Source organism: Rhodococcus sp. B7740, from assembly GCF_000954115.1.
Classification (GTDB): domain Bacteria; phylum Actinomycetota; class Actinomycetes; order Mycobacteriales; family Mycobacteriaceae; genus Rhodococcoides.
Window position 1 is genome coordinate 1,828,573 of sequence record NZ_CP010797.1, and the last position, 25,767, is coordinate 1,854,339.

The window sequence follows — 25,767 nt, forward strand, 5'->3', positions numbered from 1 at the left end:
TCGCCCACGGCAGCACTGTTCGATTCGTCGATCACGAGAGACAGTGTGTCACTAGCGCGACCGAGTGTCGGAACAGAGCTGTGCCGAGTCGCGGGTGACGACGGTCCTGCTACTTCCCGAAGCTGAAGTTGCTGTCGTCTGTCGTGGTGTTCAGCGCGGCGAGCAGATCCACGTGCATACGACTCTTGATCCCGGCAAGGTTCGCACCCCGGGTGCTCGTCAGCGCCGCCGCCTTCGCGACCGCGTCGGACAGCAGCGTCTCCTCCGATGCCGTCGCCTCGACGATTCCGGCGGCCACTGCGTCGGCACCACCGTAGCGGCGACCGGTCGTCATGGCTTCGACGGCGGTCTGCTTGGGCAGCCGGGAGTTGATCAGAGCAGACATTCCCACGGTGAACGGCATGTTCAGGTTCACCTCGGGCAGGCAGTAGAAGCCTCGATCGGCGCGCTGGACACGGAAGTCGTGCGAGGTGGCGAACATCGCGCCCGCGCCGAACGCATGCCCCTGCACAGCTGCGACGGTGGCCATCGGGAAAGCGAGCAACCGGGTGTAGAGGGTGTGGACGCGGTCGAGATACCAGGTGATCTTGTCCAGGTTGGCGAACAGCCAGTCGGTGTCGAGACCGTTGCTGTAGAACTTGCCTGCCGACGTGGTCACCAGGGCCGCCGGGCCCTCCGAGGCCTCGACTTCGTCGAGCAACGCGTGGGTGGCGTCGATCCAGTCCGGGTGGAAACGGTTCTCTGGATTGTCCGCTCCGTCCTGGGCACCGAGGAACAGGATGTGGACGTCGCCGTCGCGTTCGAGATAAGGCATGCAGCGGATACTACCCAACGGTAACTTCCGCCGGTCGCACATCCGTGTCGTCGATCTCCTACTGTTGTTCATCGTGGCAACCACCGACGCACTTACGACCGACCCCGTGACCGATCCCGACGGTGCCGCGCGCACCGCCGCCGACGCACTCGCCGCAGCAACCGGGGTCGATACCCACACCGTGGCCATCGTTCTCGGTTCCGGATGGCAGGCGGCAGCCGACGTCTTCGGCTCCCCCACCGCGACCGTGCGCATGGCCGACCTGCCCGGTTTCGCGCCGCCGTCGGCGTCGGGACATTCCGGCACCATCACCTCGGTGGACGTCGGCGGTACCCACACATTGCTGTTGCAGGGACGCACTCATGCCTACGAGGGCCACGATCTACGACGCGTCGTGCATCCCGTGCGGACCGCGATCGCCGCCGGTGCCACGACCGTCGTGCTGACCAACGCTGCAGGCGGTATCAGGGACGGTATGAGCGTCGGGCAGCCCGTGCTGATCTCCGACCACCTCAACCTCACGGCTCGCTCGCCCCTCGTCGGTGCCGAATTCGTCGATCTGGTCGCCGCGTACTCGCCCGAACTTCGCGCGCTCGCGGCACGGATCGACCCGTCGCTCGAGGACGGCGTCTACGCCGGACTGCCCGGCCCCCACTACGAGACGCCCGCCGAGATCAAGATGCTGCGCACGCTCGGTGCCGACCTCGTGGGGATGTCGACGGTGCACGAGACGATCGCCGCTCGCGCGAAGGGCGCACACGTCCTCGGCATCTCTCTGGTGACGAACCTCGCCGCCGGAATGACCGGCGAACACCTCGATCACACCGAAGTGCTCGCTGCCGGTAAGGATTCCGCCGCTCGCATGGGAGCGCTGTTGCACGAGTTGGTTTCACGCCTGTGACCGAGGAGCTCACCGAGCGGGTGCAACGATGGATCGCAGGCGATCCCGACCCCGTCACCCGCGAGGAACTCGACGGCCTGTCCGACGCCGAACTCGCCGACAGGTTCAGCGGCCCCCTGACGTTCGGCACCGCGGGACTCCGTGGCCCGGTGCGCGCGGGACCGAACGGCATGAACGTGGCGGTGGTGACGAAAACCTCGGCCGGCATCGCGGCGTGGTTGATCGAGAACGGTCTCGGCGGGTCAACCGTTGTGGTCGGTCGCGACGCCAGAAACGGATCCGAGCAGTTCGCTTTTGCGGCCGCCGAAGTCTTCTCCGCGCAGGGCTTTTCGGTGGTGATGCTGCCGCGGCCGCTGCCGACCCCCGTCGTCGCCTTCGCTGTGCGGGCACTCGACGCCGAACTCGGCGTACAGATCACGGCGTCGCACAATCCCGCCGCGGACAACGGGTACAAGGTGTATCTCCGGGGCGGCTCGCAACTGATCCCGCCCAGTGACGCCCAGATCGAAGCGCTGATCGCCGCCACGGCCGACGCGGTCGAGATTCCGCGCGCGATCGTGCAGCCCGGCGGCTCCGACATCGCAGCGCGATACCTCGACTCCGTTGTCGCACTGCCACGTTCGACGCGTCGAGACATTCGCATCGCGCTGACTCCCCTGCACGGTGTCGGTGGCGAGCTCGCGACGGCCGCACTGCGTGGTGCGGGGTTCCGTGACATCCGGGTGGTCGAGGACCAATTCGAACCGGACCCCGCCTTCCCGACCGTGACGTTCCCCAACCCCGAGGAACCGGGCGCGGCCGACGCGGTGCTCGCACTGGCGGCCGACATCGACGCCGATATCGCGATCGCACTCGACCCCGATGCCGACCGCTGTGCGGTCGGAGTTCCCGGGCCCGACGGCTGGCGCATGCTGACCGGCGACGAGACCGGCGCCCTCCTCGCGAACCACCTGCTGAGCCATTGCCCCGCAGACCCGTTGGTGGCCAACACGATCGTGTCGTCACAACTGCTCTCGGCGCTCGCCCCGGCGCGCGGCGCTCGCTATGCCCGCACCCTGACGGGCTTCAAGTGGCTCGTCCGTGCGGGTGAGGGCCTCGTGTACGCCTACGAGGAGGCCATCGGACACTGTGTCGATCCGACGGTGGTGCGGGACAAGGACGGCATCTCGGCCGCCGTGGTACTCGCCGACCTGGCCGCCGGCCTGAAGCAGAAGCGCCGCACCCTGCTCGATGTGCTCGACGACCTCGCGGTCGAGTTCGGCGTACACCTGGGTGCACAGGTCTCGCGGAGGGTGCAGGACCTCGCCGAGATCGGGAACATGATGGACCGGCTCCGCACCGAACCGCCGACCGAATTGGCCGGTCGGGCCGTCACCGTTGTGGACTACGCCCAGCGCGACGACGAATTACGCACCGACGCAGTCGACATCAGCGGATCGGGGCTGCGGGTGATCGTGCGACCGTCCGGTACCGAACCGAAGCTCAAGGCCTACCTCGAAGTGATCGAGCAGGTCGACGGCCGAGAGGACCTGCCGAGAGCGCGCGCGGCAGCAGCCGAGATCCTGGCCGAACTGACCGACTACGCCCAACACCTCTAGGCGTCGAGGAACCCTCAGAACAGCGCCGACTGCACCGCAGGCAGATCGGACGTGAAGGCCCCCAGTTCGATTCGCCGACCCTTCAGCGCCGCCAGATCCACGACGTAGGTCTCGTCGTCGACGGTCGCGATCACCGCCTGCCCGACGCAGGTCCTGATCTCGAGACCGTGGGATCCGGTTGCGATGTCGGCGGGGTAGGCGACGCGACTGACGTTCTCGCTCAACGCTTCCCGGCCTGCGGGCGGGGCCCACCGTTCGTCGACCGGGGTGCATCCGGCGATGCCTGCCTCGGTCAGCATCTCGCGGACCTGCTCGGCCCTGGCAGCGGCGGCGGCGTCGAGCCTGTCGACGTCGATCGGCAGACACAGCGAGGCGGCCTTTGCGGCCGACCGCACCGCCTGCCGTAGTCCCATCGATTCGGTCACGAGATCCTCGGCCACTCGGACGACCTTTCCATCGTCCGCGTGAGCGACGTACCGAGCGCAGATGGCACCTTGCTCGGCCAATCGGCCCCATTTACGGGTGTCCGCTGCCGTCCCGATCTTGAAGGTGCCGTTGGCGAACGCTGCCAGATACAACCAATGCGGTTGCATGACATGCTTTTCCAGATCCCGCGAGACGAACCCGCTGCGATGTACGGTGTGCACGAATCGGAAGCTGTCCTTGTCCGCGCACGACGCGCACTGTCCCGACGCGACGGCCCGCTCCCGGCCGGGGCACGGCACGTAGCGCGGCGGGCCGTCGGCCCGAAATGCTATGCGCCCGGTGCAGTACCGATCGGTCGACGCACCCGGCGCACGGAATCCGAGCGTGCGACCGACCAGTTCGCGGAACTCGATCTGCTCGGTGGCGACGTCGAGCAGCCGCAAGCCGGGCTGCGGTGCAGGTGACGCCGCCGACGGCCACGAGACGCCGAGGACCAGACTCGGCGCGGCAGCGTTCGTCAGCGCGGGCCGAACTGACGATCGCCCGCGTCGCCGAGGCCGGGAACGATGAAGGCGTTGTCGTTGAGGCCGTCGTCGATGCTCGCGGCCACCAGTCGCACCGGCAGACCCGAGGCTTCGAGGGCGGCAACCCCTTCGGGAGCAGCAACGACGCAGATGGCGGTCACGTCGGCCGCGCCGCGGCCGACGAGCAGTTCGATCGTGTGGACCATGGATCCGCCGGTGGCGAGCATCGGGTCCAATACGTAGACGGGCGTCCTCGACAGATCGTCGGGCAGGGACTCCATGTACGGCACGGGCTGGTGCGTTTCCTCGTCTCGGGCCATCCCGACGAAACCGACGCCGGACTGCGGGATGAGGCTGCTGGCCTTCTCGACCATGCCGAGGCCCGCACGCAGAACCGGAACCAGCAATGGCGGTCGAGCCAGCCTGGTTCCCTCGGTGACCGCGACGGGTGTCCGAACCTCGAAGGTGTCGATCGCGGCATCGCGGGTGGCCTCGTAGACCAGCATGTGGGTGAGCTGGCGCAGAGCCGACCGGAACGTGGCGTTGTCGCTGCGCTCGTCCCGCATCGTGGTGAGCAGGGCTGCGGCCAGTGGGTGATCGACCACGTGTGTTTCCATGCCGACCAGAATAGGACCTGCGCGGCGGGGCGCGAACGGCAACTCGGGGGAACCGAATGGCACGTACCCGCGTCGAACCAGTTGGGCGTCGCACTCGGCGACCGTGAATCGATTGCATTCTCAGGGGGCAGTGATGGCCGAGCTCGTCGTCGAAACCGAGGGGGTCCTCGCATACGGTGCGGTGGCGTCGACCATGGCCGAGCAGATCGCGGCGGCAGGTGCTGCCGCCGCCGCGTGCGGCCCCGCTGTGCTGGCTCCGGTCTTCGGCCTGATCGGACAGGAGTTTCTCGGCGCGGTCACCGGCACCCATCTGGCGCACACCGATGCCGTGGTGCGCCTGGCCGGCGCGGTGGCGAGCATCGGCTCCGCGGCCACTGCATCCGCGGTCTCGTACGCCCTCACCGACGCCGGCACCGGCGCAACCGTTGCGGCCTCGGCCGCCGGTGTCGCGCAGGACGCGCGGTAAGCGCCGATGATCGATCTGCTGGCCCGTCCCATCGTCGATCTGCTCGGGGCCTTCGGCAACGGGGCGCTCCCCACCGGGGGGCCGGCCGACGTGCTGCGGGTGTCCTCGGCAGCGATCGAGGCGGCTCGGGGAATCGGCAGGGTCGCGGTCACCGAGCTCGCTGCGAATTGGAACGGTGAGGCCGCCGATGCGGCAGTTCGCTACGCCGAGAACGCTCATACGAGCGCCGTCGCTCTCGCCGACCACGCCGACGACATCGCTGCCGTCGTCGATCGGGCCTGTCGCGACACCAACCAAGGCTTCCTCGAGCTGCAGGCGATCGTGCAGTCCTTCGTGGGGATCGCACTGTCGGCCGGGCCGATCATCGCCACCCCGCCGGGGCAGACCATGCTGATCACGGCGGCCATCGAGCACCTCGAGCGAGCTCTCGTGGTGGTGTCCAGGGTTCGCGGCGAATTGGCCGTCCACACCGCGAAAGTCGGTGAACTGGCCGTTCCGCCCACGGTTCCCGCCCCCGTGGGCGGCGAACCGACACTTGCCTCGGGCGCACCCTCGAATGTCATGACCACGCCCGCGACATCACAGGTGATCGAGGCAGGTGAGAAGCTGGCGAAGACGTTCGCCCAGTCCGTCTCGTCCCCCGCCGCGGGGACCGAGTCGCTCGGCAGCGGTGGTGCCCACAACTACCTGGGCAATCCGGGCACCGATCCCTCCCGATCCCCCGAGCACATAGGCCGGGGAGTCGAGATACGCCTACCCGACGGCAGTACCGTCACCGCACCCAACGCCGAAGCCGCAGGTGCCGTCCGCAGCGCACTGACCCAACAGGGTGTGCCCTACGCGTGGGGCGGTACCACGCCGGGCCGCGGGCTCGACTGCAGCGGATTGACCCAGTGGGCGTACGCGCAGCAGGGCATCGAGATCCCGCGTCTGGCACAGGAACAGGACATCGGATCCGCCGTGGCACCCGGTGAGGTGATGCCCGGTGACCTCGCAGTCTGGGACGGGCACGTGGCCATGGTCATCGGAAACGGTCAGCTTGTCGAGGCAGGCGACCCCGTGCAGGTGGGACCGATCAGAACGACCAACAGCGGTATGGGCTTCAAGGGCTTCTACCGTCCGACCGAATGAGGGGTCAGACGATGACGGACTCGGACACCACCGTCGTCAGCGCGGTGTCGGGTACTCGATCGGGGTCGGTGACGGTGCGTGCCACCGAACACGGACTGCCGATCGGAATCGTCATCGACGAGCGCGAACTGCGCTACGGCGGAGGCGCATTGGCGTCGACGATTCTCCAGCACTGCGAACGGGCGAGCGCGGCTGCCCGCGCTCGGCGCCGCACGCTTCTCGCCGAGGACGGCGTTCCCACCGAGGTTCTCGATCGCCTCGGTCTGCCCACCCGTGCCCGAGTCGCTGCCGAGGCGAACGAGAATCTCGCAGAGGACTCCGCACCCACGAGTTGGTTGAAGCAGGTATGACCCACGCCCGCACCACCGACCTCGACACTCTGGTCGGCAGCGCCCAGGACCGGCTCGATGCGCTCCGCGAAACGCACGAGCGCCTGGACCGCATCAGGATTCGACTCACCTCGCCGGACAACCTGGTCACTGTCGTCGCCGACGGATCCGGAGCCCTGGTCGAGCTCGAGCTCGCCGAGAACCTCGGATCGGTTGCCGCCCACGCACTCGCGTCGACGATCACCGCAGCGGCCGCAGAGGCCGCCGCTGCGGCGCTCGAGCAGCGCGAGACAATCCTGCAAAGTCTGCGGGGTTCGTTCACAGACTCCTGAGATAGGCTTCGCGCCATGGCTGGAGACATCATCCCGATCGAACTCGGTCTCACCGCAGGTGACTTCTCGACGCTGTGGGCACCGGAGTGGCGAGAAGGCGACGACGAGTGGGAGGCATTTCTCGGACACGAGGAAGACCTGTACGGCTTCTCGAGCGTCGCAGAGCTCGCGGCATTCGTCAGATCCGACGACGACAACGATCTGGTCGACCATCCGTCGTGGAAGGTGGTCTCCGCACTCGCCGCACACGAACTCGAGCCCGACGATCTGCACCGCTTCGATCTGGTGGCGGTACCGGAGCTGGTGGCCTCCGACCCCGAGGCCGACGTTCTCGCCGAACTGCAGGCCACCTTCGACATCGTCTCCTCCATCGGCGATGTCTGCGAATTACGCCCCGTCACAAGCTTTTTCGGCTCCAACCCATTCGTCGGGGCCGTCGGCGGAGGCGTCGAGAACTTCCTCGGTCGCGAGGGCGGAGAACTCTGGGACCGCATCGGAGCGGCTGTCGCCAAGCACTGGGACGACGTGCTCGACGCCGTCGACTCCATCGTCACCTCCCCCGCTGTCGACTCCGCTGCCGTCGCCGTAGCGGAAGCCGAGATCACCGCCGCGGCCGAGAACGCCGTCGACGCCGACGACGTCACGGACGACATCGACTCCGATTCGGACGACGACGACGAAGACGACTCTGCCGAGGTGGACCGTGATCCGATCGCCGCGGCGGCCGCCGAGGAGACCTTCTGGACCACCGTGGGCATCGACCCGATTCGCATCATCACCTCGGACGACACCCTGTACACCCTGCGGTGCTACCTCGGTGACAAGCCGGTGTTCCTCGGTCGCGGCGGAGCCATCAGCGTCTTCGGTTCCGAGCGGTCGCTGGCCCGGTATCTCGCCGACGACCACGATCACGACCTGGCGCAGGTCAGTACCTACTCCGACGTTCAGACCGCGGCCATCGACGGATCCCTCGACATCACCGTCACCGACGACAACGTGTACGTGCTGCCAGGTCTGGCCGACGACCTCGCCGAAGGCCCCACTGCAGTCGACGTCGACCAACTCGACCTCGCTGTCGAGTTGTTCACCGACGCAGCCGATTTCGCCGGCGACGACTCCGTGGACGAGGCTCTCGCCACATCCACCCCGCTGGGCTGGTACGTCTCGTACACCCTCGAACCCAGCCCCGATCGGCTCGCCCCGAGCGCACCGTTCGACGTCGAGGCCGAGGCGTGGCGCGCACTCGAGCGTGAGTTCGAGAGCCGGCTGCGCAAGAAGTAGCAGCCGGCTCGGTCCGCGGCATCAGCCGATGAGCACTGCGTAACCGGGCTTGATGACGTCGTCGATGAGGGCCAGCCGCTCGTCGAACGGCAGGAACGCCGACTTCATCGCGTTGATGGTGAATCTCTCGAGATCGCTCCAGCCGTAGCCGAAGGTCTCGACCAGCTTGGCCATCTCGCGACTCATCGAGGTATCGCTCATCAACCGGTTGTCGGTGTTGACGGTGACCCGGAATCGCGCTCGGGCCAGCAGATCGAACGGGTGCGTCGCCAACGATTCGACGGCACCGGTCTGGACGTTGGAGCTGGGGCACAGTTCGAGGGGCATCCTGGTGTCGCGGACGTAGGCGGCCAGCAGACCGAGTTGCGGTGTGCCGTCGTCACCGGTGGTGATGTCGTCGGTGATTCGAACTCCGTGACCGAGCCTGTCGGTGCCGCAGAACGCCACTGCTTCCTGGATCGACGGCAGACCGAACGCCTCTCCCGCGTGAATGGTGAAGTGCGCGTTGCTCGCTCGCATGTACTCGAAGGCGTCGAGGTGGCGGCTGGGAGGAAAGCCCGCTTCGGCACCGGCGATGTCGAAGCCGACGACGCCGCGGTCGCGGAAGCGAACCGTCAGTTCGGCGATCTCCCGCGACCGCGCCGCATGCCGCATGGCAGTGAGCAAGGTGCCGATCGTGATGTTCTTGCCGCGCACCTTGGCGGCGGAAATACCCGCCTCGAAACCGGCGAGAGTGTGGGTGACGACCTCGTCGAGAGTCAGGCCACGCTCGAGGTGCTGTTCCGGAGCGAAGCGCACCTCGGCGTACACGACCCCGTCGTCGGCGAGATCCTCGGCACATTCGCGCGCCACTCGGAACAGCCCTTCGGGGGTCTGCATCACGGCGACGGTGTGCGCGAACGTCTCGAGATACCGCACGAGGGAGCCGCTGTCCGCGGCGTCGCGGAACCACTCGCCCAATGCTGCACCGTCGGTGGCGGGAAGATCGTCGTAACCACATTCCTCGGCCAGCTCCAAGACGGTCTGCGGGCGGAGCCCGCCGTCGAGGTGATCGTGCAGCAACGCCTTGGGAGCGGTCCTGATCGACGCGAGATCGAGTGGCGCACTGCCACCGATCGAGGACTGAGTGTTCTCCGCGGTGCTCATGTGACGACGGTAGCGTGCGGCCCTCGCGCACGCGCGTCCGCCGAAGCCCATCGGCGAGTCCACGGATTTCGGCGAACCCCGCCGCTTGCGCGACCCATTCCGTTGCATTGTTACTCCGATGAAAACAATTCCGTCGATACACAGCGAATCGGCGACGGAAATCGTAGTGTTCATCCCACACACGCGGCCGATTCTGTCGGGTCCCCCCTCCGACGTGCTCGGTCGACTCGAACTTCGGAGAGACCTATGTCCACTGTGGAACCGCCGAACACCCTTCCGGGTAAAGGACTCAACACCGGCGCTCTCGGGTTGGTCGGCAACATCGTCATCGGGCTGTCGGCAGTGGCTCCGGCATACAGTCTCGCCGCCACCCTCGGCTACGTCGTTCTGGCCGTCGGCGACAAAGCGCCGTCCATGTTCCTCATCGCGTTCGTCCCGATGCTGCTCACGGCCTTCGCCTACCGAGAGCTGGGACGCGACACCCCGGACTGCGGAACGTCGTTCACCTGGGGTACCAAGGCGTTCGGCCCGTGGGTGGGCTGGATGGCGGGATGGGGGCTGGCGGTCTCGGCGATCATCGTGCTCGCCAACGTTGCCGAGATCGCCGCCATCTACCTGTTCGAGTTCCTCGGCCTGTCGGACCTGGCGGAGTCGACCGCGGCCAAGGTCACCCTCGGTTCGTTCTTCATCGTCTCGATGACCTACGTCAGTTTTCGCGGCATCCTCATCAGCGAACGGATGCAGAACGTGCTGCTCGTCGTGCAGTTCGGTGTGCTCATCGGAGTGTCGGTGACGGCATTGGTCAAGGTGGGCACGGGCACCGCGGGACCACAGGCCATCACCCCTGAGTGGAGTTGGTTGGTCCCCACCGGGGTGACGATGTCCGACGCGGCCCAGGCCATCATTCTGTGCATCTTCATCTACTGGGGATGGGATGCGTGCCTGGCCGTCGGCGAGGAAACCAAGGATTCGGAGAAGACCCCGGGCCGGGCCGCAGTGATCACCACACTGATTCTCGTCGCGACGTACGTGCTGGTCGGATACGCCGTGCAGTCGTTCGCCGGGTTCGGCGACACCGGAATCGGCCTGAACAATCCGGACAACGTCGACGATGTGCTCACCATTCTCGGCGATCCGGTCGCCGGCTCGATCGTGGCGTCGTTGCTGCTGTTGACGGTCTCCATCTCGGCACTGTCCTCGACGCAGACGACCATCCTGCCCACGGCCCGCGGAACACTGTCGATGGCCGTGTACGAGGCGATTCCCAAGCGGTTCGCCAGCGTGCACCCCAAGTACATGACGCCCGGCTTCGGCACGCTCGTGATGGGGGCCGCGGCCCTGATGTTCTACCTGGTGCTGACCTTCGTCAGCGCCAACGCACTGCAGGATTCGGTGGCGTCGCTGGGACTGGCCGTCGCGTTCTACTACGGCATCACCGCGTACGCGTGCACCTGGTATTTCCGTCGGACCCTGTTCTCGTCCGTCCGAAACCTGTTCATGCGCGGCATCTTTCCACTTCTCGGTGGATTGTCGATGACATGGGCGTTCGTCCAGAGCGCGGTCGACATGATCAAGCCCGACTACGGTTACACCGTCTACGGTCCGATCGGCGGAGTGTTCGTTCTCGGCGTCGGCATGCTGGTACTCGGAATTCCGCTCATGCTTTTGTGCTTCGTGGGCAACAAGGACTTCTTCCAGGGCAAGACACTCACCGCGTCCACCGAAGTCAAGGTTCCGGACACTTACTAGCAGAGAAGGACACCGAGCTCATGAAGATCACCGTCGGCTACCTCGCCACCCCCAGCGGAGACGACGGCGTAGCCCTGGCCACCGCCCTCGCCCGTGCCCTCGATGCCTCCATCGACATCGTGCTGGTCATGGCCGTGGACGAACCCGTCATGGAGGGCAGCGGACCGTACCGAAAGGTTCTCGAGGCCAAGGCGCGAGGCTGGGTGGACGACGCGGCCGCCCAGGTGCCGTCGGGCATCGAGGTGACCACGCACGTGCTCACCCACGAGTCGTTCGCCCGTGCCCTGATCGACTTCGCGGTGAACACCGATGCCGACATGATCGTCGTCGGTGGTGCCGGTGACGGTCTGTTGAACCGGCACTCGATCGGGTCGGTCGCCAGTCAACTGCTGCATGCGTCGGAGGTACCGCTGGCCCTTGCCCCTCGGGGTTACCGGCTCTCCAGCGCTCCGATCACCGACCTGACCGTCGCCGTCCCCACTCGGGCCTCTGCCCCGAATCCGCTGCCCTTCGCCATCACCCTTGCCAGCGCGGCGCACGTGCCGGTGCGCTTGGTGTCGCTGGTCTCGCTCGAACCGACCGGGGCTCCGAGCGACGAGACGTCACTGGACACCCGTCGACGACAGGTTGCCGCCGCGCAGGACAATCTCGACCGGGCGGTTCGCGCCCTCCCCGATATCGACGGCCTGCAGTCCGTCGTCGCCGACGGGTCGACGCTGGACGAGGCGATGGGCAACCTCGACTGGAAGCCGGGCGATGTGCTGTTCCTCGGCTCGAGTCGACTGGCGACTCCCAAGCGGGTGTTCCTCGGTTCGAGCGCAGCGAAGATTCTGCGGGCCGCCCCGGTGCCGGTGGTCGTCGTCCCGCACGACTAGAGCGGCTGCGCCGCATGTGAGCGGAAATTCGTAGCAGAGGTCGAGTTTCCGTGCACGTGCGGCGAAGCCGCTCTGTCAGCTGTCGAAGCCCAGACCCAGCGCGTCCATTCCCTTGAGCCACAGGCCGCGCTTGCCGCCGTTGCGGTCGGCTCGGGCGAACTCGGCGCGGGTGACGTTGATGCCGATGGATCTGATGGGCTCGGGTGGGAACGGCAGAGGCTTGCTGCGCACCATCTTCAGTCGTGTTCGTTCGGTGTCCTTGCCGTCCAGCAGATCGAGGGCGGTGCGGGCCCCGAAGTGCGACGCGCCGACGCCGAGGCCGGTGAATCCGGCCACCGAGGCCACCCGTCCGTTCAGTCCGAGGTCCCAGAAGGCGCTGAACCGCGAGCACGTGTCGATCGACCCGCCCCAGGCATGGGTGGCACGGATTCCTTCGAGGCCGGGGAACATCTGCAGCAGGTGTTCGGCGAGCAATGCGAACTCTTCGGGATGTTGGGTTCGGCGTGGGTCGGTGTCGCTACCGTAGAAGTAGTGCGCGTCCCACCCGCCGAACAGGATGCGATCGTCCGCCGTCAACCGGAAGTAATGGAATCTGTTGCCGCAGTCGGCCAAGCCTTCGCGACCGGACCAGCCGATGTCGGCGAGCTGCGCCGACGTCAGCGGTTCGGTCATGATCACGTAATCCCACACCGGGACGATCCAGTGACGGAGCTTGCGTCGCAACGACTTCGATGCCGAGGTGGCGAGCAGAACCTTGGCGGCCTCGATGGTGCCGTATCCCGTCTTCACTCGAATACCGTTGCCGGACTTGCCGATCGACAGAGCCCTGGTGTTCTCGTGAATCCGAACGCCGAGCGACTCGGCCGCGTCGGCCAGGCCCCACGCGAGTTTGGCGGGATCTATCATCGCGACGTCGGGGTCGAACAGTGCGCCGCGCGCCATGGGTGAGGCGATTCTGGACCGCACTGCCGCGGCATCGAGGTATTCCATCGGCTGCGACAGTCGTCTCCCCTCGTCGCCGAGCTCCCGCAGGTCGTCCACCTGCCAGTCGAAATTGGCGATGTCGAGCTCGCCGGTGCGTTCGATGTCGGCGTCGATTCCGTACTTCTCGGCAGTCGCGCAGATCGCATCGAGCGTCTCGGTGCCCATGCGCAGCAGCTCGGGTAGTTCGTCGGCGTAGCGGTCGAGTCCGTTGCTCAGTCCGTGCGTCAGGCTGGCCGCGCAGAAGCCGCCGTTGCGTCCGGTTGCGCCCTCGGCGATTCGATCACCTTCGAGCAGGACGATCGACCGGTTCGGATTCTCCTCCGCCGCCTGCAGAGCCGCCCACAATCCGGTGAACCCGCCGCCGACGATCACCAGATCCGCGGCTGCCGAACCCGTATGCCGTGGCCGTGGTGCCGGGCGTTCGGGACGGTCGAGCCAGTAGGACTCCGGTGCTGCGGCCGCCACCATCGCCACGCCGCGGTCGGTGGGGGCGGTTGCCCATGACGCGCTCATCGGGCATCCCCCTGTGCCTCGGGATGGGCCGAAGCGAACACCGTTCGGTGCCAGGACTTTCGAGCCACACCGGTGATATCGGTCATGACGTGCTTGACGGTCAGATACTCGTCGAGAGAGTAGCTCGACATGTCCTTCCCGAACCCCGAGGCCCCGAACCCGCCGTGTGGCATCTCGCTGATGATCGGGATGTGGTCGTTGATCCACACACAGCCGGCGGCGATCTCCCGCGTCGCTCGGCCCGCGCGGTACACGTCCCTGGTCCAGGCGGAGGCGGCCAGTCCGAACTCGGTGTCGTTGGCGCGTCGGATCGCATCGTCGTCTCCGTGATGCTTCGTCACCGTGAGCACCGGGCCGAACACCTCGTCGCGATAGATCTCGTCCTGCTCGCCGACATCGGCGATCAGGGTCGGCGGGTAGAACGCACCCGGGCCCTCCGGGACACGGCCTCCGGTGACGATCCTGGCTCCGGTGGCGCGAGCCCGATCCACCATGGCGGCAACACGATCGCGGTGCGCGAGGGAGATCAACGATCCCATGTCGGTCGCCGGATCGGTCGGGTCTCCCATCACGACGCGTCCCATCAACTCGGCGACTCCGGCGACGAAGTCGTCGTACAGGGATTCGGCGACGATGGCGCGGGTGGCTGCCGTGCAGTCCTGGCCGCCGTTGATCAACGATCCCGCGACGGCTCCGTGGATGGCTGCGTCGAGATCTGCGTCTTCGAACACCACCAGCGGTGCCTTGCCGCCGAGCTCGAGCTGCACGCGGGTGCCGTGCGCGGCGGCCTGCGCCATCACGCGCCTGCCGACGGGAGTGGAGCCGGTGAACGTCATCAGGTCCAGACCCGCGTGGGATGACAGTGCGACGCCTGCGTCGAGACCGGTTCCGGTGACCACGTTGAACACCCCGTCTGGAACGCCTGCTGCGGTGGCCAGGCGCGCCAGCCGCAACGTGGTCAGCGGGGTGAGTTCACTGGGTTTGAGCACGATGGAGCATCCGGCCGCCAACGCAGGCATCGCTTTCCACACCGCCATCTGCAGCGGATAGTTCCACGGCGTGATCGAACCGACCACTCCGACGGCATCGCGACGGATGGCGGAGGTGTGCTCACCCGAGTACTCCGCAGCGGCCTTGCCGTCCAGGTGCCGCGCCGCTCCGGCGAAGAACTCGATGTTGTCGACGGTGCCCGGAACGTCGAATTCCCTTGCCAGTCTTGACGATTTGCCGGTCTGCGCCACTTCCTCGGACACGAAGTTCTCCGCGTCGGCGGCCACGAGCCGCGCCAGTTCCGTCAACACGGCACTGCGGTGCGCGGGGGTGGCGGTGGACCATGCGGGAAAGGCCGATCGGGCATGCGCGAGAGCCGAATCGACGTCGGAGGCGGTGGCCAGACCCACCTCGGCGACGACTGCTCCGGTCGCGGGATCGTCGATCTCGTACCGATCACCGCGACCGTCCGCCGAGCGTCCACCGATCCAACAACCAGGAATGTTCGCCATGCCTGCGACAGTACCGTCAGATCCACGGATTCTCTCCGTTTCCGGCCTTTCGACAACGGATTCTGTCGTATCGATCGAGAAATAACACGCTTTTCATCGTCGACGGGTTGTGTTCACGGCCACCACAGTGACAAGATCGATCCATGCCCGAGCAACCACCCATCGCACTCGACGACGTCTCCAAGGCGATCATCGAGCAACTCCAGGAGGACGGGCGTCGCTCGTACGCTGCCATCGGCAAAGCCGTCGGACTCTCGGAAGCGGCTGTCCGCCAACGAGTTCAGCGCCTGACGGACTCCGGTGTCATGCAGATCGTCGCGGTGACCGATCCGGTACAGGTCGGATTCAAGCGCCAGGCCATGATCGGCATCAGGTGCACCGGCGACAGTTACGCACTGTCCGAGGAACTGTCGGCGATCGACGCGATCGACTACGTCGTCCTCACCGCAGGGTCGTTCGACGTCGTCGTGGAAGTGGTGTGCGAGGACGACGAACAACTCCTGCAGATCCTGAACAAACAGATCCGCAGTCTGGACGGTGTCACCAGCACCGAAACGCTGGTCTATCTCAAACTCGTCAAGCAGCAATACAATTGGGGAACACGATGACGCGAACGACATCCGAGCTCGACGCCTCCGCAGCCAAGCATCTGTGGGGCCACTTCACCCGCCACGGCGCAGGGGTCACTCCCCCGATCATCACCCGCGGCGAAGGGTCGACCATCTGGGACTCGAACGGCAAGAGCTACATCGACGGTCTTTCGGGGCTGTTCGTGGTGCAGGTGGGGCACGGCCGAGAGGAACTGGCCGAGGCTGCCGCGAAGCAGGCCAAGGAGTTGGCCTTCTTCCCCCTGTGGTCGTACGTGACCGAACCTGCGATCGAGCTCGCCGAGCGGCTCGCCGGGTACGCCCCCGGCGATCTGAATCGCGTCTTCTTCACCACCGGCGGCGGCGAGGCCGTCGAGAGCGCATGGAAGCTCGCCAAGCAGTACTTCAAGAAGGTCGGCAAGCCCGGTAAGCACAAGGTGATCTCGCGGTCCATCGCGTACCACGGCACCCCGCAGGGCGCGCTGGCCATCACCGGGATCCCTGCGCTCAAGGAACCGTTCGAGCCGCTGACACCGGGCGCGTTCCGAGTGCCCAACACCAACATCTACCGCGCCCCCGCTCCCCTGGACACCGATCCCAAGGCGTTCGGAATCTGGGCAGCGGACCGGATCGCCGAGGCCATCGAATTCGAGGGCCCGGACACGGTTGCCGCGGTGTTCCTCGAGCCGGTTCAGAACGCCGGCGGCTGCTTCCCTCCCCCGCCCGGATACTTCGAGCGGGTCCGTGAGATCTGCGACCGGTACGACGTTCTGCTCGTCTCCGACGAAGTCATCTGCGCTTTCGGCCGGATCGGGTCGATGTTCGCCTGCAGCGACTTCGGCTACGTGCCGGACATCATCACCTGCGCGAAGGGTATGACCTCGGGCTACTCACCCATCGGCGCAATGATCGCCTCCGACAAGCTCTTCGAGCCGTTCGACGACGGCAAATCGAGCTTCGCGCACGGGTACACCTTCGGCGGCCACCCCGTCTCCGCCGCCGTGGCCATGGCCAATCTCGACATCTTCGAGCGCGAGGGCATCAACGCGCACGTCGCGGACAGTGCACCGGCGTTCCGTGCGACGCTCGAGAAACTGCACGACCTGCCGATCGTCGGAGACGTGCGCGGCGAGGGATTCTTCTACGGCATCGAGTTGGTCAAGGACAAGACCACGAAGGAGACGTTCAGCGACGCCGAAGCCGAACGCATCCTTCGCGGCTTCCTGTCGACGGCCTTGTTCGACGCAGGCCTGTACTGCCGCGCCGACGACCGCGGCGACCCGGTGGTGCAGCTGGCGCCGCCACTGATCTGCGGTCAGAAGGAGTTCGACGAGATGGAGCAGATCCTGCGCAGCGTTCTGACCGAGGCAGGGAACCTGATCTGACGGAGGCTGCTACCGGCCGATGCGGTCGATCACGAGGGGCCTCGGCTGCGGGGCCGTGGCCCCTATCTCCCAGCTGGATTCGAGTGCCTGCTGCGCATACTCGAAGCGCTCGGGAGTATCGGTGTACAGCGTCGCCAGCCGATCTCCTGCACGCACCCGATCGCCGGGCTTGGCGTGCAATCTGACACCGGCGGCGGCCTGCACCGGCTCACCCTGTCGCTCGCGGCCCGCGCCCAGCCGCCACGCCGCCAGTCCGACGCCCATCGCGTCCAATCCGGTGACGACACCGTCGGTGGCGGCGGTGAAGTCCTGACTCTCGCGGGCGACGGGTAGTGCGGCATCGGGATCGCCGCCCTGCGCGGCGATCATCGTCCGCCACCGATCCATGGCCGAACCGTCGGCGAGTTTGTCGGCGGGGTCGATGCCCTCGATCCCGGCCGCGGCGAGCATCGTGCGGGCCAGCGTGATCGTCAGCTCGACGATGTCGGCCGGCCCACCTCCGGCGAGTACCTCCACCGATTCCTCGACCTCCAGCGCGTTGCCCGCGGTGAGCCCGAGCGGGGTGTCCATCGCGGTCAGCACCGCCAGAGTTCGTACGCCCGCGTCGGTTCCGAGCTCGACCATCGCGGTCGCGAGTTCGCGTGCGTCGTCGACGTTCTTCATGAACGCGCCTGCACCCACCTTGACGTCCAACACGAGCGCCCCGGTGCCCTCGGCGATCTTCTTGCTCATGATCGAACTGGCGATCAACGGGATGGATTCGACCGTTCCCGTCACGTCTCGTAGGGCGTAGAGCTTCTTGTCGGCGGGGGCCAGATCGGCACCGGCAGCGCACACGACAGCACCGATCGCCGGATCGGCGAGGATGCGATGCATCTCGTCACCGCTCAGATCCGCCCGCCACCCGGGGATCGACTCGAGCTTGTCGAGCGTTCCGCCGGTATGGCCCAGTCCTCGACCGGACAGCTGCGGCACAGCGGCCCCGCAGGCGGCGACCAGCGGAGCCAGCGGCAGCGTGATCTTGTCTCCGACACCACCGGTCGAATGTTTGTCGACTGTGGGCAGCGGCAGCGTCGAGAAGTCCATTCGTGTGCCCGACGCGATCATCGCGTTCGTCCACGTACCGAGCTCGCGACGCGACAGTCCGCGCAACAGAACGGCCATCGCGAGAGCCGACATCTGTTCCGGCGCGACGGATCCGCGGGTGAACTCCGCGATCACCCATTCGATCTGTTCGTCGTCGAGAACCCGCCCGTCGCGTTTGGCGCTGATGATCGATACGGCGTCAGGCATGGTTGTTCACGCGTCCTTCGTCGAGGTTGTCGGGGCCGAAAGCATTCGGGAGCAACTCTGCCAGTCGAGCCGGTCCCGAGACGGTGTCGACGAGCAGATCCGGGCCGCCGAACTCGTACAGCAGCTGTCGGCATCGCCCGCACGGCATCAGAATTTCACGTCGGGAATCGCAGCACGAAAAGGCCACGAGTCTGCCGCCGCCGGTCGTGTGCAGGTTCGAGACCAACCCGCACTCCGCACACAGCCCCAAACCGTATGAGACATTTTCCACATTGCACCCGGTGACTATCCGATTGTCGTCCACCAGAGCTGCGGCTCCGACCGGAAAGTTCGAGTACGGGGCGTAGGCACGGCTCATTGCCTCATGAGCATTGTCGCGCAACGTCTTCCAGTCGATTTCGTTCATGGTGAACCATCCAATCACGGTGTCTGAATTGATGCAGAGATCCGGCCGAAAGTGCCTGCGGCAATTGGGAAGGCAAACCTAACACCGGATTTCGGCAGCGTACGAACCTCGAGTCGAATTAGTTCCGTGTTTCGAATGGGTTTACAGTTTCGAGTAAGCGGCTAGTACAACCAGCACTAAGGCCGAATCGCGACAAATCGAGCCAGGCAAGACCGGCCACCGGGGCTCGATGCGTCCACCAACGACGTTGGAGGCATTGCACTCGATGAGTAGCACGACGGAAGTCGCTCCGGTCAAGGAGCGCAAGCGGTCTCTGTACCGCGGGGATCCGGGCATGTGGTCCTGGGTTCTGCACCGCATCACTGGCGTGTTGACGTTCTTCTTCTTGTTCGTCCACGTCCTCGACACGGCGATGGTTCGGGTCAACCCCGAGACGTACGACGCCATCATCGAGACCTACAAGACCCCGCTCGTCGGCCTGATGGAGATCGGCCTCGTCGCGGCTGTGCTGTACCACGCGTTGAACGGCATCCGCGTGATGTTGATCGACTTCTGGTCCAAGGGACCGCAGTACCAGAAGCCGATGCTGTGGGCGATCGCAGTGGTCTGGCTCGTCGTCATGATCCCCGGCGCGGGACGAATCTTCTACAACATGTTCACGGCGGGTGGTCACTGATGTCGACGCAGGGTCCCGAGGCGAAGGTCCTCGGCACGAACTACGACCGTCCGGCCAGCTTGGCCAACCCGCGTTCGCCGCGACGCCAGAGCAACGGCAACTTCGAGCTCTACGCATGGCTGTTCATGCGCTTCTCCGGTCTGGCACTCGTTGTGCTCGTCCTGGGCCACATGTTCATCATGCTCATGCTCGACGACGGTGTGCACCGCATCAACTTCGCATTCGTCGCCGGTCGCTGGGCCAGCCCGTTCTGGCAGTTCTGGGACCTGACGATGCTGTGGCTGGCGCAGCTGCACGGCGGCAACGGCCTCCGCACGATCATCGCGGACTACTCCCGCAAGGACTCGACGCGTTTCTGGCTGACCACGCTGCTGGTGCTGTCGATGATCCTCATCATGGGCGTCGGCACCTACGTCATCTTCACGTTCGATCCCAACATCACGGCGAGCTAAGGACACTGACGCTTACATGCAGGAACATCGTTACGACGTACTGATCGTCGGCGCAGGCGGTGCCGGTATGCGTGCTGCGATCGAGGCCGGACCCCGTGCTCGGACAGCCGTACTGACCAAGCTCTACCCCACGCGCTCGCACACCGGCGCAGCTCAGGGTGGCATGTGTGCCGCACTGGCCAATGTCGAGGAAGACAACTGGGAGTGGCACACGTTCGACACCGTCAAGGGCGGCGACTACCTCGCCGACCAGGACGCGGTGGAGATCATGGCCAAGGAAGCCATCGACGCAGTTCTCGACCTCGAGAAGATGGGTCTTCCGTTCAACCGGACGCCCGAGGGCAAGATCGATCAGCGACGCTTCGGTGGTCACACCCGTGACCACGGCAAGGCTCCGGTCCGTCGTGCGTGCTACGCAGCCGACCGCACCGGCCACATGATTCTGCAGACGCTCTACCAGAACTGCGTCAAGCACGACGTCGAGTTCTACAACGAGTTCTACGCACTGGATCTGTGTCTGACCGAGACCGACGACGGTCCCGTCGCAACCGGCATCATCGCCTACGAGCTGTCCACCGGTGAGCTGCACATTTTCCACGCGAAGTCGATCATCTTCGCCACCGGCGGCTCGGGCCGAATCTACAAGACCACCTCCAATGCCCACACCCTCACCGGTGACGGCATGAGCATCGTGTTCCGCAAGGGTCTTCCCTTGGAGGACATGGAATTCCACCAGTTCCACCCGACAGGTCTCGCAGGCCTGGGCATCCTCATCTCCGAGGCCGTGCGAGGCGAGGGCGGCATCCTGCGAAACGAGTCGGGCGAACGCTTCATGGAGCGCTACGCACCGACCATCAAGGACCTCGCGCCCCGCGACATCGTCGCGCGCTCGATGGTGCTCGAGGTGCTCGAAGGACGCGGCGGCGGCCCGAACAAGGATTACGTTTACATCGACGTCACGCACATCCCGGAGGAAGTTCTCGACGAGAAGCTCCCGGACATCATGGAGTTCTCCCGCACGTACCTCGGCGTCGACCCCGTCAAGGAGCCGGTGCCCGTCTACCCGACGTGCCACTACGTCATGGGTGGCATCCCCACCAAGATCCGCGGCGAGGTTCTGCGCAACAACGAGGACATCGTTCCCGGTCTCTACGCGGCCGGCGAGTGCGCCTGCGTCTCCGTGCACGGAGCCAACCGTCTCGGCACCAACTCGTTGCTCGACATCAACGTCTTCGGGCGTCGTGCCGGCATCGCCGCCGCCGAGTACGCGAACTCGGTGGACTTCACCCCGCTCCCCGAGGAGCCGGCGAAGATGGTGCAGGACTGGCTGGAGCTGATCCTCTCCGATCACGGCCACGAGCGCGCAGCCGACATCCGTACCGAGATGCAGCAGTCGATGGACAACAACGCATCGGTGTTCCGTACGGAAGAGCGTCTCGAGACGGCGCTCAAGGATGTCCGCGCCCTCAAGGAGAGGTACAACAAGATCACCGTCGAGGACAAGGGCAAGCGCTACAACAGCGACCTGCTCGAGGCCATCGAACTCGGCTTCCTGCTCGAAATGGCGGAGGTCACGGTCGTCGGCGCACTCAACCGCAAGGAATCGCGCGGCGGACACGCTCGCGAGGACTACCCCGAGCGCAACGACGCCGAGTACATGAAGCACACCATGGCCTACAAAGAGGGCGAAGGTCTGCTCACCGAGATCCGCTTGGATTACAAGCCGGTAATCCAAACCCGCTACGAGCCGATGGAGCGGAAGTACTGATATGAGCGCACCCACCCTGGACAAGAAGTCCAACGAGTCCGATCTGCCGCCCGTCCCCGAGGGCGCGGTGATGGTCAACCTCAAGATCGCGCGCTTCAATCCCGAGAGCGGTGACGGTCAGCGCTGGGACACCTTCCAGGTCCCCACCCTGGCCACCGACCGTCTGCTCAACCTGCTGCTGTACGTGAAGGGCTACCTGGACGGCACGCTCACGTTCCGTCGCTCGTGCGCACACGGAGTCTGCGGCAGCGACGCGATGCGTATCAACGGTGTCAACCGTCTCGCCTGCAAGGTGCTCATGCGCGACATGCTCCCCAAGGACTCGTCGAAGACGCTGAACATCACCATCGAGCCCATCAAGGGTCTGCCGGTGGAGAAGGACCTCATCGTCGACATGGAACCCTTCTTCGACGCCTTCCGCGCCGTGAAGCCGTTCCTGATGACGACCGGTAACGAGCCGACCCGTGAGCGGATCCAGTCCGCAGCGGACCGCGCCCGGTTCGACGACACCACCAAGTGCATCCTGTGCGCGTGCTGCACCACCTCGTGCCCCGTGTTCTGGAGCGATGGCAGCTACTTCGGTCCGGCCGCCATCGTCAACGCGCACCGGTTCATCTTCGACAGCCGTGACGAGGGTGCAACCGAGCGACTGGACATCCTCAACGACGTCGAGGGTGTGTGGCGCTGCCGCACCACCTTCAACTGCACCGACGCGTGCCCTCGCGGCATTCAGGTGACCAAGGCCATCCAGGAAGTCAAGCGCGCGTTGCTCTTCGCACGCTGACCGTCTCGCACCGACGCCGAGCGCCCCTTCGCACACGCGAAGGGGCGTTCGGCGTTCGTCGGTCAGACGAACGCGCCGAAGCCCGTTACTCCGCGGCCGACGATCAGGTTGTTGATCTGCGCGGTTCCCTCGTAGGAGTACAGGGCCTCGGCGTCGGCGAAGAATCTGATGACGTCGTGCTCGATGAGAATTCCGTTGCCGCCCAGAATCTCTCGGGCCCAGGCGACGACCTCGCGCAGCCGCGTCGTACAGAACGTCTTGGCCAGCGCCGCATGTTCGTCGTCGTGCACGCCGTTGCCCTGCAACTGAGAGACACGGATCGCCATGCCGAGCGAGGCGGTGATGTTCGCCGTCATGCGGGCGATCAGGTCGGAGATCAGCTGGAACGACGCGATCGGAGAGCCGAACTGTTCGCGTTCGCGCGCGTATGCCACCGCCCGCTCGTACGCACCCATCATCACGCCCACCGCCTGGAACGCCACTCCTCCGCGAGTCAGACGGAGCACCTTCGCGGTGTCGGCGAACGAGTTGGCGTCGGCCAGTTTGTTGGCGACCGGGACTCGGCAGTTCTCCAGATGGATGTCGGCGTTCTCGACGGCGCGGAGCGAATACTTGCCCTCGATCTTCTCCGCCCGGAACCCCTCGAAGTCTCGCTCGACGACGAAACCCTTGACCTCTCCGTCGGCCTCGTCCTTGGCGAACACGATGGTCAGGTCTGCGAAGGTGGCGTTTCCGATCCAGCGCTTGCTGCCGTTGAGGATCCAGTGATCACCGTCGAGGCGAGCTGTGGTCTCGAGTCCGCCTGCGACGTCGGAGCCACCGTGCGGTTCGGACAATCCGAACGCGCCGATCTTCTCCATTCGGCGCATGGCGGGCAACCATCGTTCGCGCTGCTCCTCGGACCCGAGAATCGAGATACTGCTCATCGCCAGCGAACTGTGCACGCTGAACATCGTTCCCGTGGACGGATCGACCCGGGCGAACTCCATTTCGAGCCAGCCGGTGAGCAGCTTGCGTGAGGCCTTGCGATCATCGAACGCGTAGCCGAGACCGGCGATCTCGAGTTCGGCGATCTTCGGCATCAGGTGCACCGGAGAGGTGGCCTTCTCCCAGAATTCGTTCGCCCGCGGCGCGACCTCGTCCTGCAGGAACCGGCGGGTACGCAGGACCACCTCGGTCTCGGTGTCGTCGAGCATGCTCTGGTACCCGTAGAAATCGGATTCGAGAAAGTCCGGCGACAGTGGTCCGAGGGGCTCGTGCTCGCTCATGTTCGGCTCCTTCGTCTGGTGCCTCCGTCGGGCACCGCTACCGAACTTCTACCCGCCGCGCCCGATTCTCACGCATGCAACCGCCGACCCGAGATGTCAGCGACGTAGTTCGTCGGAGAGGGTGGCCAGTTCGTCGCCGCCCGCCATCTCTGTGGTGAGGTCGTCGAGCGAGATGTCCTCGTGCGCACAGTCCAACGTCTGACGTCCACGATCGAGGAGGACGAAGTGATCTCCGACCATGTACGCGTGATGCGGATTGTGAGTGATGAACACGACGCCGAAGCCTTTCTCCCTGGCCGCCGAGATGTACCGGAGAACCATGCCGGACTGTTTGACGCCGAGAGCGGCGGTCGGCTCGTCGAGAATGAGTACTCGGGCACCGAAGAAGATGGCCCGAGCGATGGCCACGCACTGACGTTGGCCACCGGACAGTGAGCCGATGGGGGCATCGACATCGGGCAGATCGATACCCATCTTGCGGAGTTCGTCGATGGTTCTCGCGCGCATCGCGTTGGTGTCGAGGGTCTTGAAGACCTTGCCCCTGCGCAGCTCCTGACCGAGAAAGAAGTTGCGCCACACCGGCATCAGGGAGACGACGGCGAGGTCCTGGTAGACCGTGGCGATGCCCTGGTCGACTGCCTGCTTGGGCGAGCCGAACGTGGTTGCGGTGCCGTCGACGAGCAGTTCCCCCTCCGACTGCCTGTGCAGCCCGGACATGATCTTGATCAGAGTGGACTTGCCTGCGCCGTTGTCACCGAGGACGCAGGTGACCTCACCGGCACCGACGCGGAGGTCTATCCCGCGCAGCGCGATGATGTTGCCGTAGCTCTTGCCCACGCCTTTCAGTTCGATGAGGGGCGTGTTGTCCGAGGACGTCATGGTCACCTTTTCGCCGCGTAGTTGCGGAAGGAGCTGTTCGCGATCACTGCGAACAGCAGCATCGCGCCGAGGAAGAACTTGAACCAGTCAGGGTTCCAGCCTGCATAGACGATGCCCTGGTTGGTCATGCCGAAGATGAACGCTCCGATGAACGCACCGACGGCCGTGCCGTATCCACCGGTGAGCAGGCATCCGCCGATCACGGCGGCGATGATGTAGAGGAACTCGTTGCCGACGCCCTGACCGGACTGAACGGTGTCGAAGGCGAACAACAGGTGCATGCCGACGAACCAGGCGCAGAAGCCGACGAACATGAACAAGCCGATCTTGACCCGAGTGACCGGGACACCGACCGCACGGGCCGATTCCTGGTTGCCGCCGACAGCGAAGATCCAGTTACCGGTACGGGTCTTCATCAGCACCCAGGTCGCGGCGAGGGTGAACACGATCCACCAGACGACGGTGATGCGAACCGAGACCCCAAGCAGCGAGAACGAGGACGAAAAGACTGCCCTGGCCGAGTCGAATCCCTCCATGTCCGAGATGGACGGAGTGGCGACCTGGCCGGTGACGAGCTTGGTGACGGCGAGATTGATACCGGTGAGCATCAGGAACGACGCCAATGTGATCAGGAACGACGGAATTCTGGTCGTCATCACCAGGTATCCGTTGAAGAACCCGACCGCCAGTGCCAGCACCAGCGCCAGCGCCGAGCCGGTCCAGACGTTCAGATGCAGGTTGTAGGCCAGCATGGAGGCCATGATCGAGGAGAACGTCACCGCAACCCCGGTGGAGAGGTCGAATTCACCGCCGATCATCAACAGCGAGACACCGATCGCCATGACGCCGATGGTCGAGGACGCGTACAGCACGGTGGCCAGAGCCTCGGGCGACCGAAACGGCGGTGCCACGATGCAGAAGAAGACGAAGATGGCGACCGCGCCGAACAGCGCCCCGACCTCCGGGCGAATCAGCAACCGCTGCAACGGCTTCTGCTTCTTGACCCGCTCGTCCGCTGTCACGGTGTGTTCGGACAGAGCCGGATCGGCCTGTGTGGACATGAGATTCCTTCCGCGCCGAG

Annotated in this window: 26 protein-coding genes; 15 read left to right on the top strand and 11 right to left on the bottom strand. The window is 65.6% G+C overall.

Annotated elements, in window-relative coordinates:
• Positions 1–109: 109 nt before the first annotated feature.
• A complete protein-coding gene (locus NY08_RS08420; RefSeq protein ID WP_045195813.1) occupies positions 110–814 on the bottom strand; it encodes an enoyl-CoA hydratase/isomerase family protein in 705 nt (234 codons plus the stop codon).
• Here NY08_RS08420 and NY08_RS08425 point away from each other — a divergent pair.
• Positions 813–1,715, top strand: coding sequence for a purine-nucleoside phosphorylase (locus tag NY08_RS08425; protein ID WP_442970814.1), 903 nt, complete (start codon positions 813–815; stop codon positions 1,713–1,715). The two genes, NY08_RS08420 and NY08_RS08425, sit on opposite strands and share 2 nt — an antisense overlap.
• Positions 1,712–3,313, top strand: coding sequence for a phospho-sugar mutase (locus NY08_RS08430; protein ID WP_045195815.1), 1,602 nt, complete (start codon positions 1,712–1,714; stop codon positions 3,311–3,313). The genes NY08_RS08425 and NY08_RS08430 overlap by 4 nt, the downstream gene beginning before the upstream one ends.
• Positions 3,314–3,327: 14 nt before the next feature.
• Here the strand turns inward: NY08_RS08430 and NY08_RS08435 are convergent, their stop codons facing one another.
• Together NY08_RS08435 and upp are read right to left on the bottom strand one after the other, a co-directional pair.
• Entirely contained in the window at positions 3,328–4,182 is an 855-nt protein-coding gene (locus tag NY08_RS08435) for a DUF2797 domain-containing protein (protein ID WP_235387144.1), read from the bottom strand.
• A 74-nt stretch (positions 4,183–4,256) separates the two neighbouring features.
• The gene (gene upp / locus NY08_RS08440) at positions 4,257–4,880 is read right to left on the bottom strand and encodes a uracil phosphoribosyltransferase (RefSeq protein WP_032398209.1); all 624 of its coding nucleotides are present in this window, start codon (positions 4,878–4,880) and stop codon (positions 4,257–4,259) included.
• 133 nt (positions 4,881–5,013) lie between these two features.
• Between upp and NY08_RS08445 the strand changes: the two genes are divergently transcribed.
• Genes NY08_RS08445 through NY08_RS08465 form a run of 5 tightly spaced genes read left to right on the top strand, consistent with a single transcriptional unit; the run spans position 5,014 to position 8,419 of the window.
• The gene (locus NY08_RS08445) at positions 5,014–5,346 is read left to right on the top strand and encodes a type VII secretion target (protein ID WP_144407326.1); all 333 of its coding nucleotides are present in this window, start codon (positions 5,014–5,016) and stop codon (positions 5,344–5,346) included.
• A gap of 6 nt (positions 5,347–5,352) precedes the next feature.
• Positions 5,353–6,477 carry a C40 family peptidase gene (locus tag NY08_RS08450; RefSeq protein WP_045195817.1) on the top strand — a complete coding sequence of 375 codons (1,125 nt, stop codon included), beginning with the start codon at positions 5,353–5,355 and terminating at the stop codon, positions 6,475–6,477.
• Positions 6,478–6,488: 11 nt separating this feature from the next.
• The gene (locus NY08_RS08455; protein ID WP_045195819.1) at positions 6,489–6,827 is read left to right on the top strand and encodes a hypothetical protein; all 339 of its coding nucleotides are present in this window, start codon (positions 6,489–6,491) and stop codon (positions 6,825–6,827) included.
• Entirely contained in the window at positions 6,824–7,138 is a 315-nt protein-coding gene (locus tag NY08_RS08460; protein WP_045195821.1) for a YbaB/EbfC family nucleoid-associated protein, read from the top strand. The genes NY08_RS08455 and NY08_RS08460 overlap by 4 nt, the downstream gene beginning before the upstream one ends.
• A 15-nt stretch (positions 7,139–7,153) precedes the next feature.
• Positions 7,154–8,419: a hypothetical protein gene (locus NY08_RS08465; RefSeq protein ID WP_045195823.1), complete on the top strand. Its 1,266-nt coding sequence runs from the start codon at positions 7,154–7,156 to the stop codon at positions 8,417–8,419.
• Between the two features lie 21 nt (positions 8,420–8,440).
• Here the strand turns inward: NY08_RS08465 and NY08_RS08470 are convergent, their stop codons facing one another.
• On the bottom strand, positions 8,441–9,565 hold the full coding sequence (locus NY08_RS08470) for an adenosine deaminase (protein WP_045200020.1): 1,125 nt from the start codon (positions 9,563–9,565) through the stop codon (positions 8,441–8,443).
• 246 nt (positions 9,566–9,811) lie between these two features.
• Here NY08_RS08470 and NY08_RS08475 point away from each other — a divergent pair, with 246 nt between their 5' ends.
• Together NY08_RS08475 and NY08_RS08480 are read left to right on the top strand one after the other, a co-directional pair.
• The gene (locus NY08_RS08475; protein ID WP_045195825.1) at positions 9,812–11,314 is read left to right on the top strand and encodes an APC family permease; all 1,503 of its coding nucleotides are present in this window, start codon (positions 9,812–9,814) and stop codon (positions 11,312–11,314) included.
• Between the two features lie 20 nt (positions 11,315–11,334).
• The gene (locus NY08_RS08480; protein WP_045195827.1) at positions 11,335–12,189 is read left to right on the top strand and encodes a universal stress protein; all 855 of its coding nucleotides are present in this window, start codon (positions 11,335–11,337) and stop codon (positions 12,187–12,189) included.
• 75 nt (positions 12,190–12,264) lie between these two features.
• Here NY08_RS08480 and NY08_RS08485 read toward each other — a convergent pair whose 3' ends face one another.
• Both NY08_RS08485 and NY08_RS08490 read right to left on the bottom strand, forming a co-directional pair.
• Complete coding sequence (locus NY08_RS08485; protein ID WP_045195829.1) at positions 12,265–13,686, bottom strand: NAD(P)/FAD-dependent oxidoreductase; 1,422 nt, start codon at positions 13,684–13,686, stop codon at positions 12,265–12,267.
• Positions 13,683–15,188, bottom strand: a complete 1,506-nt coding sequence (locus tag NY08_RS08490; RefSeq protein ID WP_045195831.1) for a gamma-aminobutyraldehyde dehydrogenase — start codon at positions 15,186–15,188, stop codon at positions 13,683–13,685. Before NY08_RS08490 ends, NY08_RS08485 begins: the two co-directional genes overlap by 4 nt.
• A gap of 143 nt (positions 15,189–15,331) precedes the next feature.
• Between NY08_RS08490 and NY08_RS08495 the strand changes: the two genes are divergently transcribed.
• Both NY08_RS08495 and NY08_RS08500 read left to right on the top strand, forming a co-directional pair.
• Complete coding sequence (locus NY08_RS08495) at positions 15,332–15,796, top strand: Lrp/AsnC family transcriptional regulator (protein ID WP_032397459.1); 465 nt, start codon at positions 15,332–15,334, stop codon at positions 15,794–15,796.
• A complete protein-coding gene (locus NY08_RS08500) occupies positions 15,793–17,160 on the top strand; it encodes an aspartate aminotransferase family protein (RefSeq protein ID WP_032397460.1) in 1,368 nt (455 codons plus the stop codon). Before NY08_RS08495 ends, NY08_RS08500 begins: the two co-directional genes overlap by 4 nt.
• Positions 17,161–17,169: 9 nt before the next feature.
• Here NY08_RS08500 and NY08_RS08505 read toward each other — a convergent pair whose 3' ends face one another.
• Positions 17,170–18,453 (bottom strand): thymidine phosphorylase, encoded by a 1,284-nt coding sequence (locus NY08_RS08505; protein ID WP_045195834.1) that lies wholly within the window; start codon positions 18,451–18,453, stop codon positions 17,170–17,172.
• Complete coding sequence (locus tag NY08_RS08510; RefSeq protein WP_032398212.1) at positions 18,446–18,859, bottom strand: cytidine deaminase; 414 nt, start codon at positions 18,857–18,859, stop codon at positions 18,446–18,448. The genes NY08_RS08505 and NY08_RS08510 overlap by 8 nt, the downstream gene beginning before the upstream one ends.
• A 265-nt stretch (positions 18,860–19,124) precedes the next feature.
• Here NY08_RS08510 and sdhC point away from each other — a divergent pair, with 265 nt between their 5' ends.
• Genes sdhC through NY08_RS08530 form a run of 4 tightly spaced genes read left to right on the top strand, consistent with a single transcriptional unit; the run spans position 19,125 to position 22,539 of the window.
• Positions 19,125–19,535, top strand: coding sequence for a succinate dehydrogenase, cytochrome b556 subunit (gene sdhC, locus NY08_RS08515; RefSeq protein WP_082073728.1), 411 nt, complete (start codon positions 19,125–19,127; stop codon positions 19,533–19,535).
• A complete protein-coding gene (locus NY08_RS08520) occupies positions 19,535–19,987 on the top strand; it encodes a succinate dehydrogenase hydrophobic membrane anchor subunit (protein ID WP_045195836.1) in 453 nt (150 codons plus the stop codon). Before sdhC ends, NY08_RS08520 begins: the two co-directional genes overlap by 1 nt.
• A 16-nt stretch (positions 19,988–20,003) precedes the next feature.
• Entirely contained in the window at positions 20,004–21,755 is a 1,752-nt protein-coding gene (gene sdhA / locus NY08_RS08525; protein ID WP_032397463.1) for a succinate dehydrogenase flavoprotein subunit, read from the top strand.
• Position 21,756: 1 nt separating this feature from the next.
• The gene (locus tag NY08_RS08530) at positions 21,757–22,539 is read left to right on the top strand and encodes a succinate dehydrogenase iron-sulfur subunit (protein WP_008718029.1); all 783 of its coding nucleotides are present in this window, start codon (positions 21,757–21,759) and stop codon (positions 22,537–22,539) included.
• Positions 22,540–22,601: 62 nt separating this feature from the next.
• On the opposite strand, the gene NY08_RS08535 is transcribed toward NY08_RS08530, so the two are convergent.
• The 3 genes from NY08_RS08535 to NY08_RS08545 form a co-directional block, all read right to left on the bottom strand.
• On the bottom strand, positions 22,602–23,807 hold the full coding sequence (locus NY08_RS08535) for an acyl-CoA dehydrogenase family protein (protein ID WP_045195839.1): 1,206 nt from the start codon (positions 23,805–23,807) through the stop codon (positions 22,602–22,604).
• 96 nt (positions 23,808–23,903) lie between these two features.
• Positions 23,904–24,686, bottom strand: a complete 783-nt coding sequence (locus NY08_RS08540; RefSeq protein WP_045200022.1) for an ATP-binding cassette domain-containing protein — start codon at positions 24,684–24,686, stop codon at positions 23,904–23,906.
• Between the two features lie 2 nt (positions 24,687–24,688).
• A complete protein-coding gene (locus NY08_RS08545) occupies positions 24,689–25,747 on the bottom strand; it encodes an ABC transporter permease (RefSeq protein WP_045195840.1) in 1,059 nt (352 codons plus the stop codon).
• Positions 25,748–25,767 lie beyond the last annotated feature (20 nt).

Bases quoted from the DNA above. Each gene is read 5' to 3' on its own strand.
- sdhA (WP_032397463.1), top strand. From the start codon at position 20,004: ATGCAGGAACATCGTTACGACGTACTGATCGTCGGCGCAGGCGGTGCC.
- NY08_RS08495 (WP_032397459.1), top strand. From the start codon at position 15,332: ATGCCCGAGCAACCACCCATCGCACTCGACGACGTCTCCAAGGCGATC.
- NY08_RS08460 (WP_045195821.1), top strand. From the start codon at position 6,824: ATGACCCACGCCCGCACCACCGACCTCGACACTCTGGTCGGCAGCGCC.
- NY08_RS08540 (WP_045200022.1), bottom strand. From the start codon at position 24,686: ATGACGTCCTCGGACAACACGCCCCTCATCGAACTGAAAGGCGTGGGC.
- NY08_RS08545 (WP_045195840.1), bottom strand. From the start codon at position 25,747: ATGTCCACACAGGCCGATCCGGCTCTGTCCGAACACACCGTGACAGCG.
- NY08_RS08425 (WP_442970814.1), top strand. From the start codon at position 813: ATGCAGCGGATACTACCCAACGGTAACTTCCGCCGGTCGCACATCCGT.
- NY08_RS08450 (WP_045195817.1), top strand. From the start codon at position 5,353: ATGATCGATCTGCTGGCCCGTCCCATCGTCGATCTGCTCGGGGCCTTC.
- NY08_RS08475 (WP_045195825.1), top strand. From the start codon at position 9,812: ATGTCCACTGTGGAACCGCCGAACACCCTTCCGGGTAAAGGACTCAAC.
- NY08_RS08465 (WP_045195823.1), top strand. From the start codon at position 7,154: ATGGCTGGAGACATCATCCCGATCGAACTCGGTCTCACCGCAGGTGAC.
- NY08_RS08505 (WP_045195834.1), bottom strand. From the start codon at position 18,453: ATGCCTGACGCCGTATCGATCATCAGCGCCAAACGCGACGGGCGGGTT.
- NY08_RS08520 (WP_045195836.1), top strand. From the start codon at position 19,535: ATGTCGACGCAGGGTCCCGAGGCGAAGGTCCTCGGCACGAACTACGAC.
- NY08_RS08500 (WP_032397460.1), top strand. From the start codon at position 15,793: ATGACGCGAACGACATCCGAGCTCGACGCCTCCGCAGCCAAGCATCTG.
- NY08_RS08485 (WP_045195829.1), bottom strand. From the start codon at position 13,686: ATGAGCGCGTCATGGGCAACCGCCCCCACCGACCGCGGCGTGGCGATG.
- NY08_RS08470 (WP_045200020.1), bottom strand. From the start codon at position 9,565: ATGAGCACCGCGGAGAACACTCAGTCCTCGATCGGTGGCAGTGCGCCA.
- NY08_RS08510 (WP_032398212.1), bottom strand. From the start codon at position 18,859: ATGAACGAAATCGACTGGAAGACGTTGCGCGACAATGCTCATGAGGCA.
- NY08_RS08455 (WP_045195819.1), top strand. From the start codon at position 6,489: ATGACGGACTCGGACACCACCGTCGTCAGCGCGGTGTCGGGTACTCGA.
- upp (WP_032398209.1), bottom strand. From the start codon at position 4,880: ATGGAAACACACGTGGTCGATCACCCACTGGCCGCAGCCCTGCTCACC.
- NY08_RS08490 (WP_045195831.1), bottom strand. From the start codon at position 15,188: ATGGCGAACATTCCTGGTTGTTGGATCGGTGGACGCTCGGCGGACGGT.
- NY08_RS08535 (WP_045195839.1), bottom strand. From the start codon at position 23,807: ATGAGCGAGCACGAGCCCCTCGGACCACTGTCGCCGGACTTTCTCGAA.
- NY08_RS08480 (WP_045195827.1), top strand. From the start codon at position 11,335: ATGAAGATCACCGTCGGCTACCTCGCCACCCCCAGCGGAGACGACGGC.
- sdhC (WP_082073728.1), top strand. From the start codon at position 19,125: ATGAGTAGCACGACGGAAGTCGCTCCGGTCAAGGAGCGCAAGCGGTCT.
- NY08_RS08420 (WP_045195813.1), bottom strand. From the start codon at position 814: ATGCCTTATCTCGAACGCGACGGCGACGTCCACATCCTGTTCCTCGGT.
- NY08_RS08530 (WP_008718029.1), top strand. From the start codon at position 21,757: ATGAGCGCACCCACCCTGGACAAGAAGTCCAACGAGTCCGATCTGCCG.
- NY08_RS08445 (WP_144407326.1), top strand. From the start codon at position 5,014: ATGGCCGAGCTCGTCGTCGAAACCGAGGGGGTCCTCGCATACGGTGCG.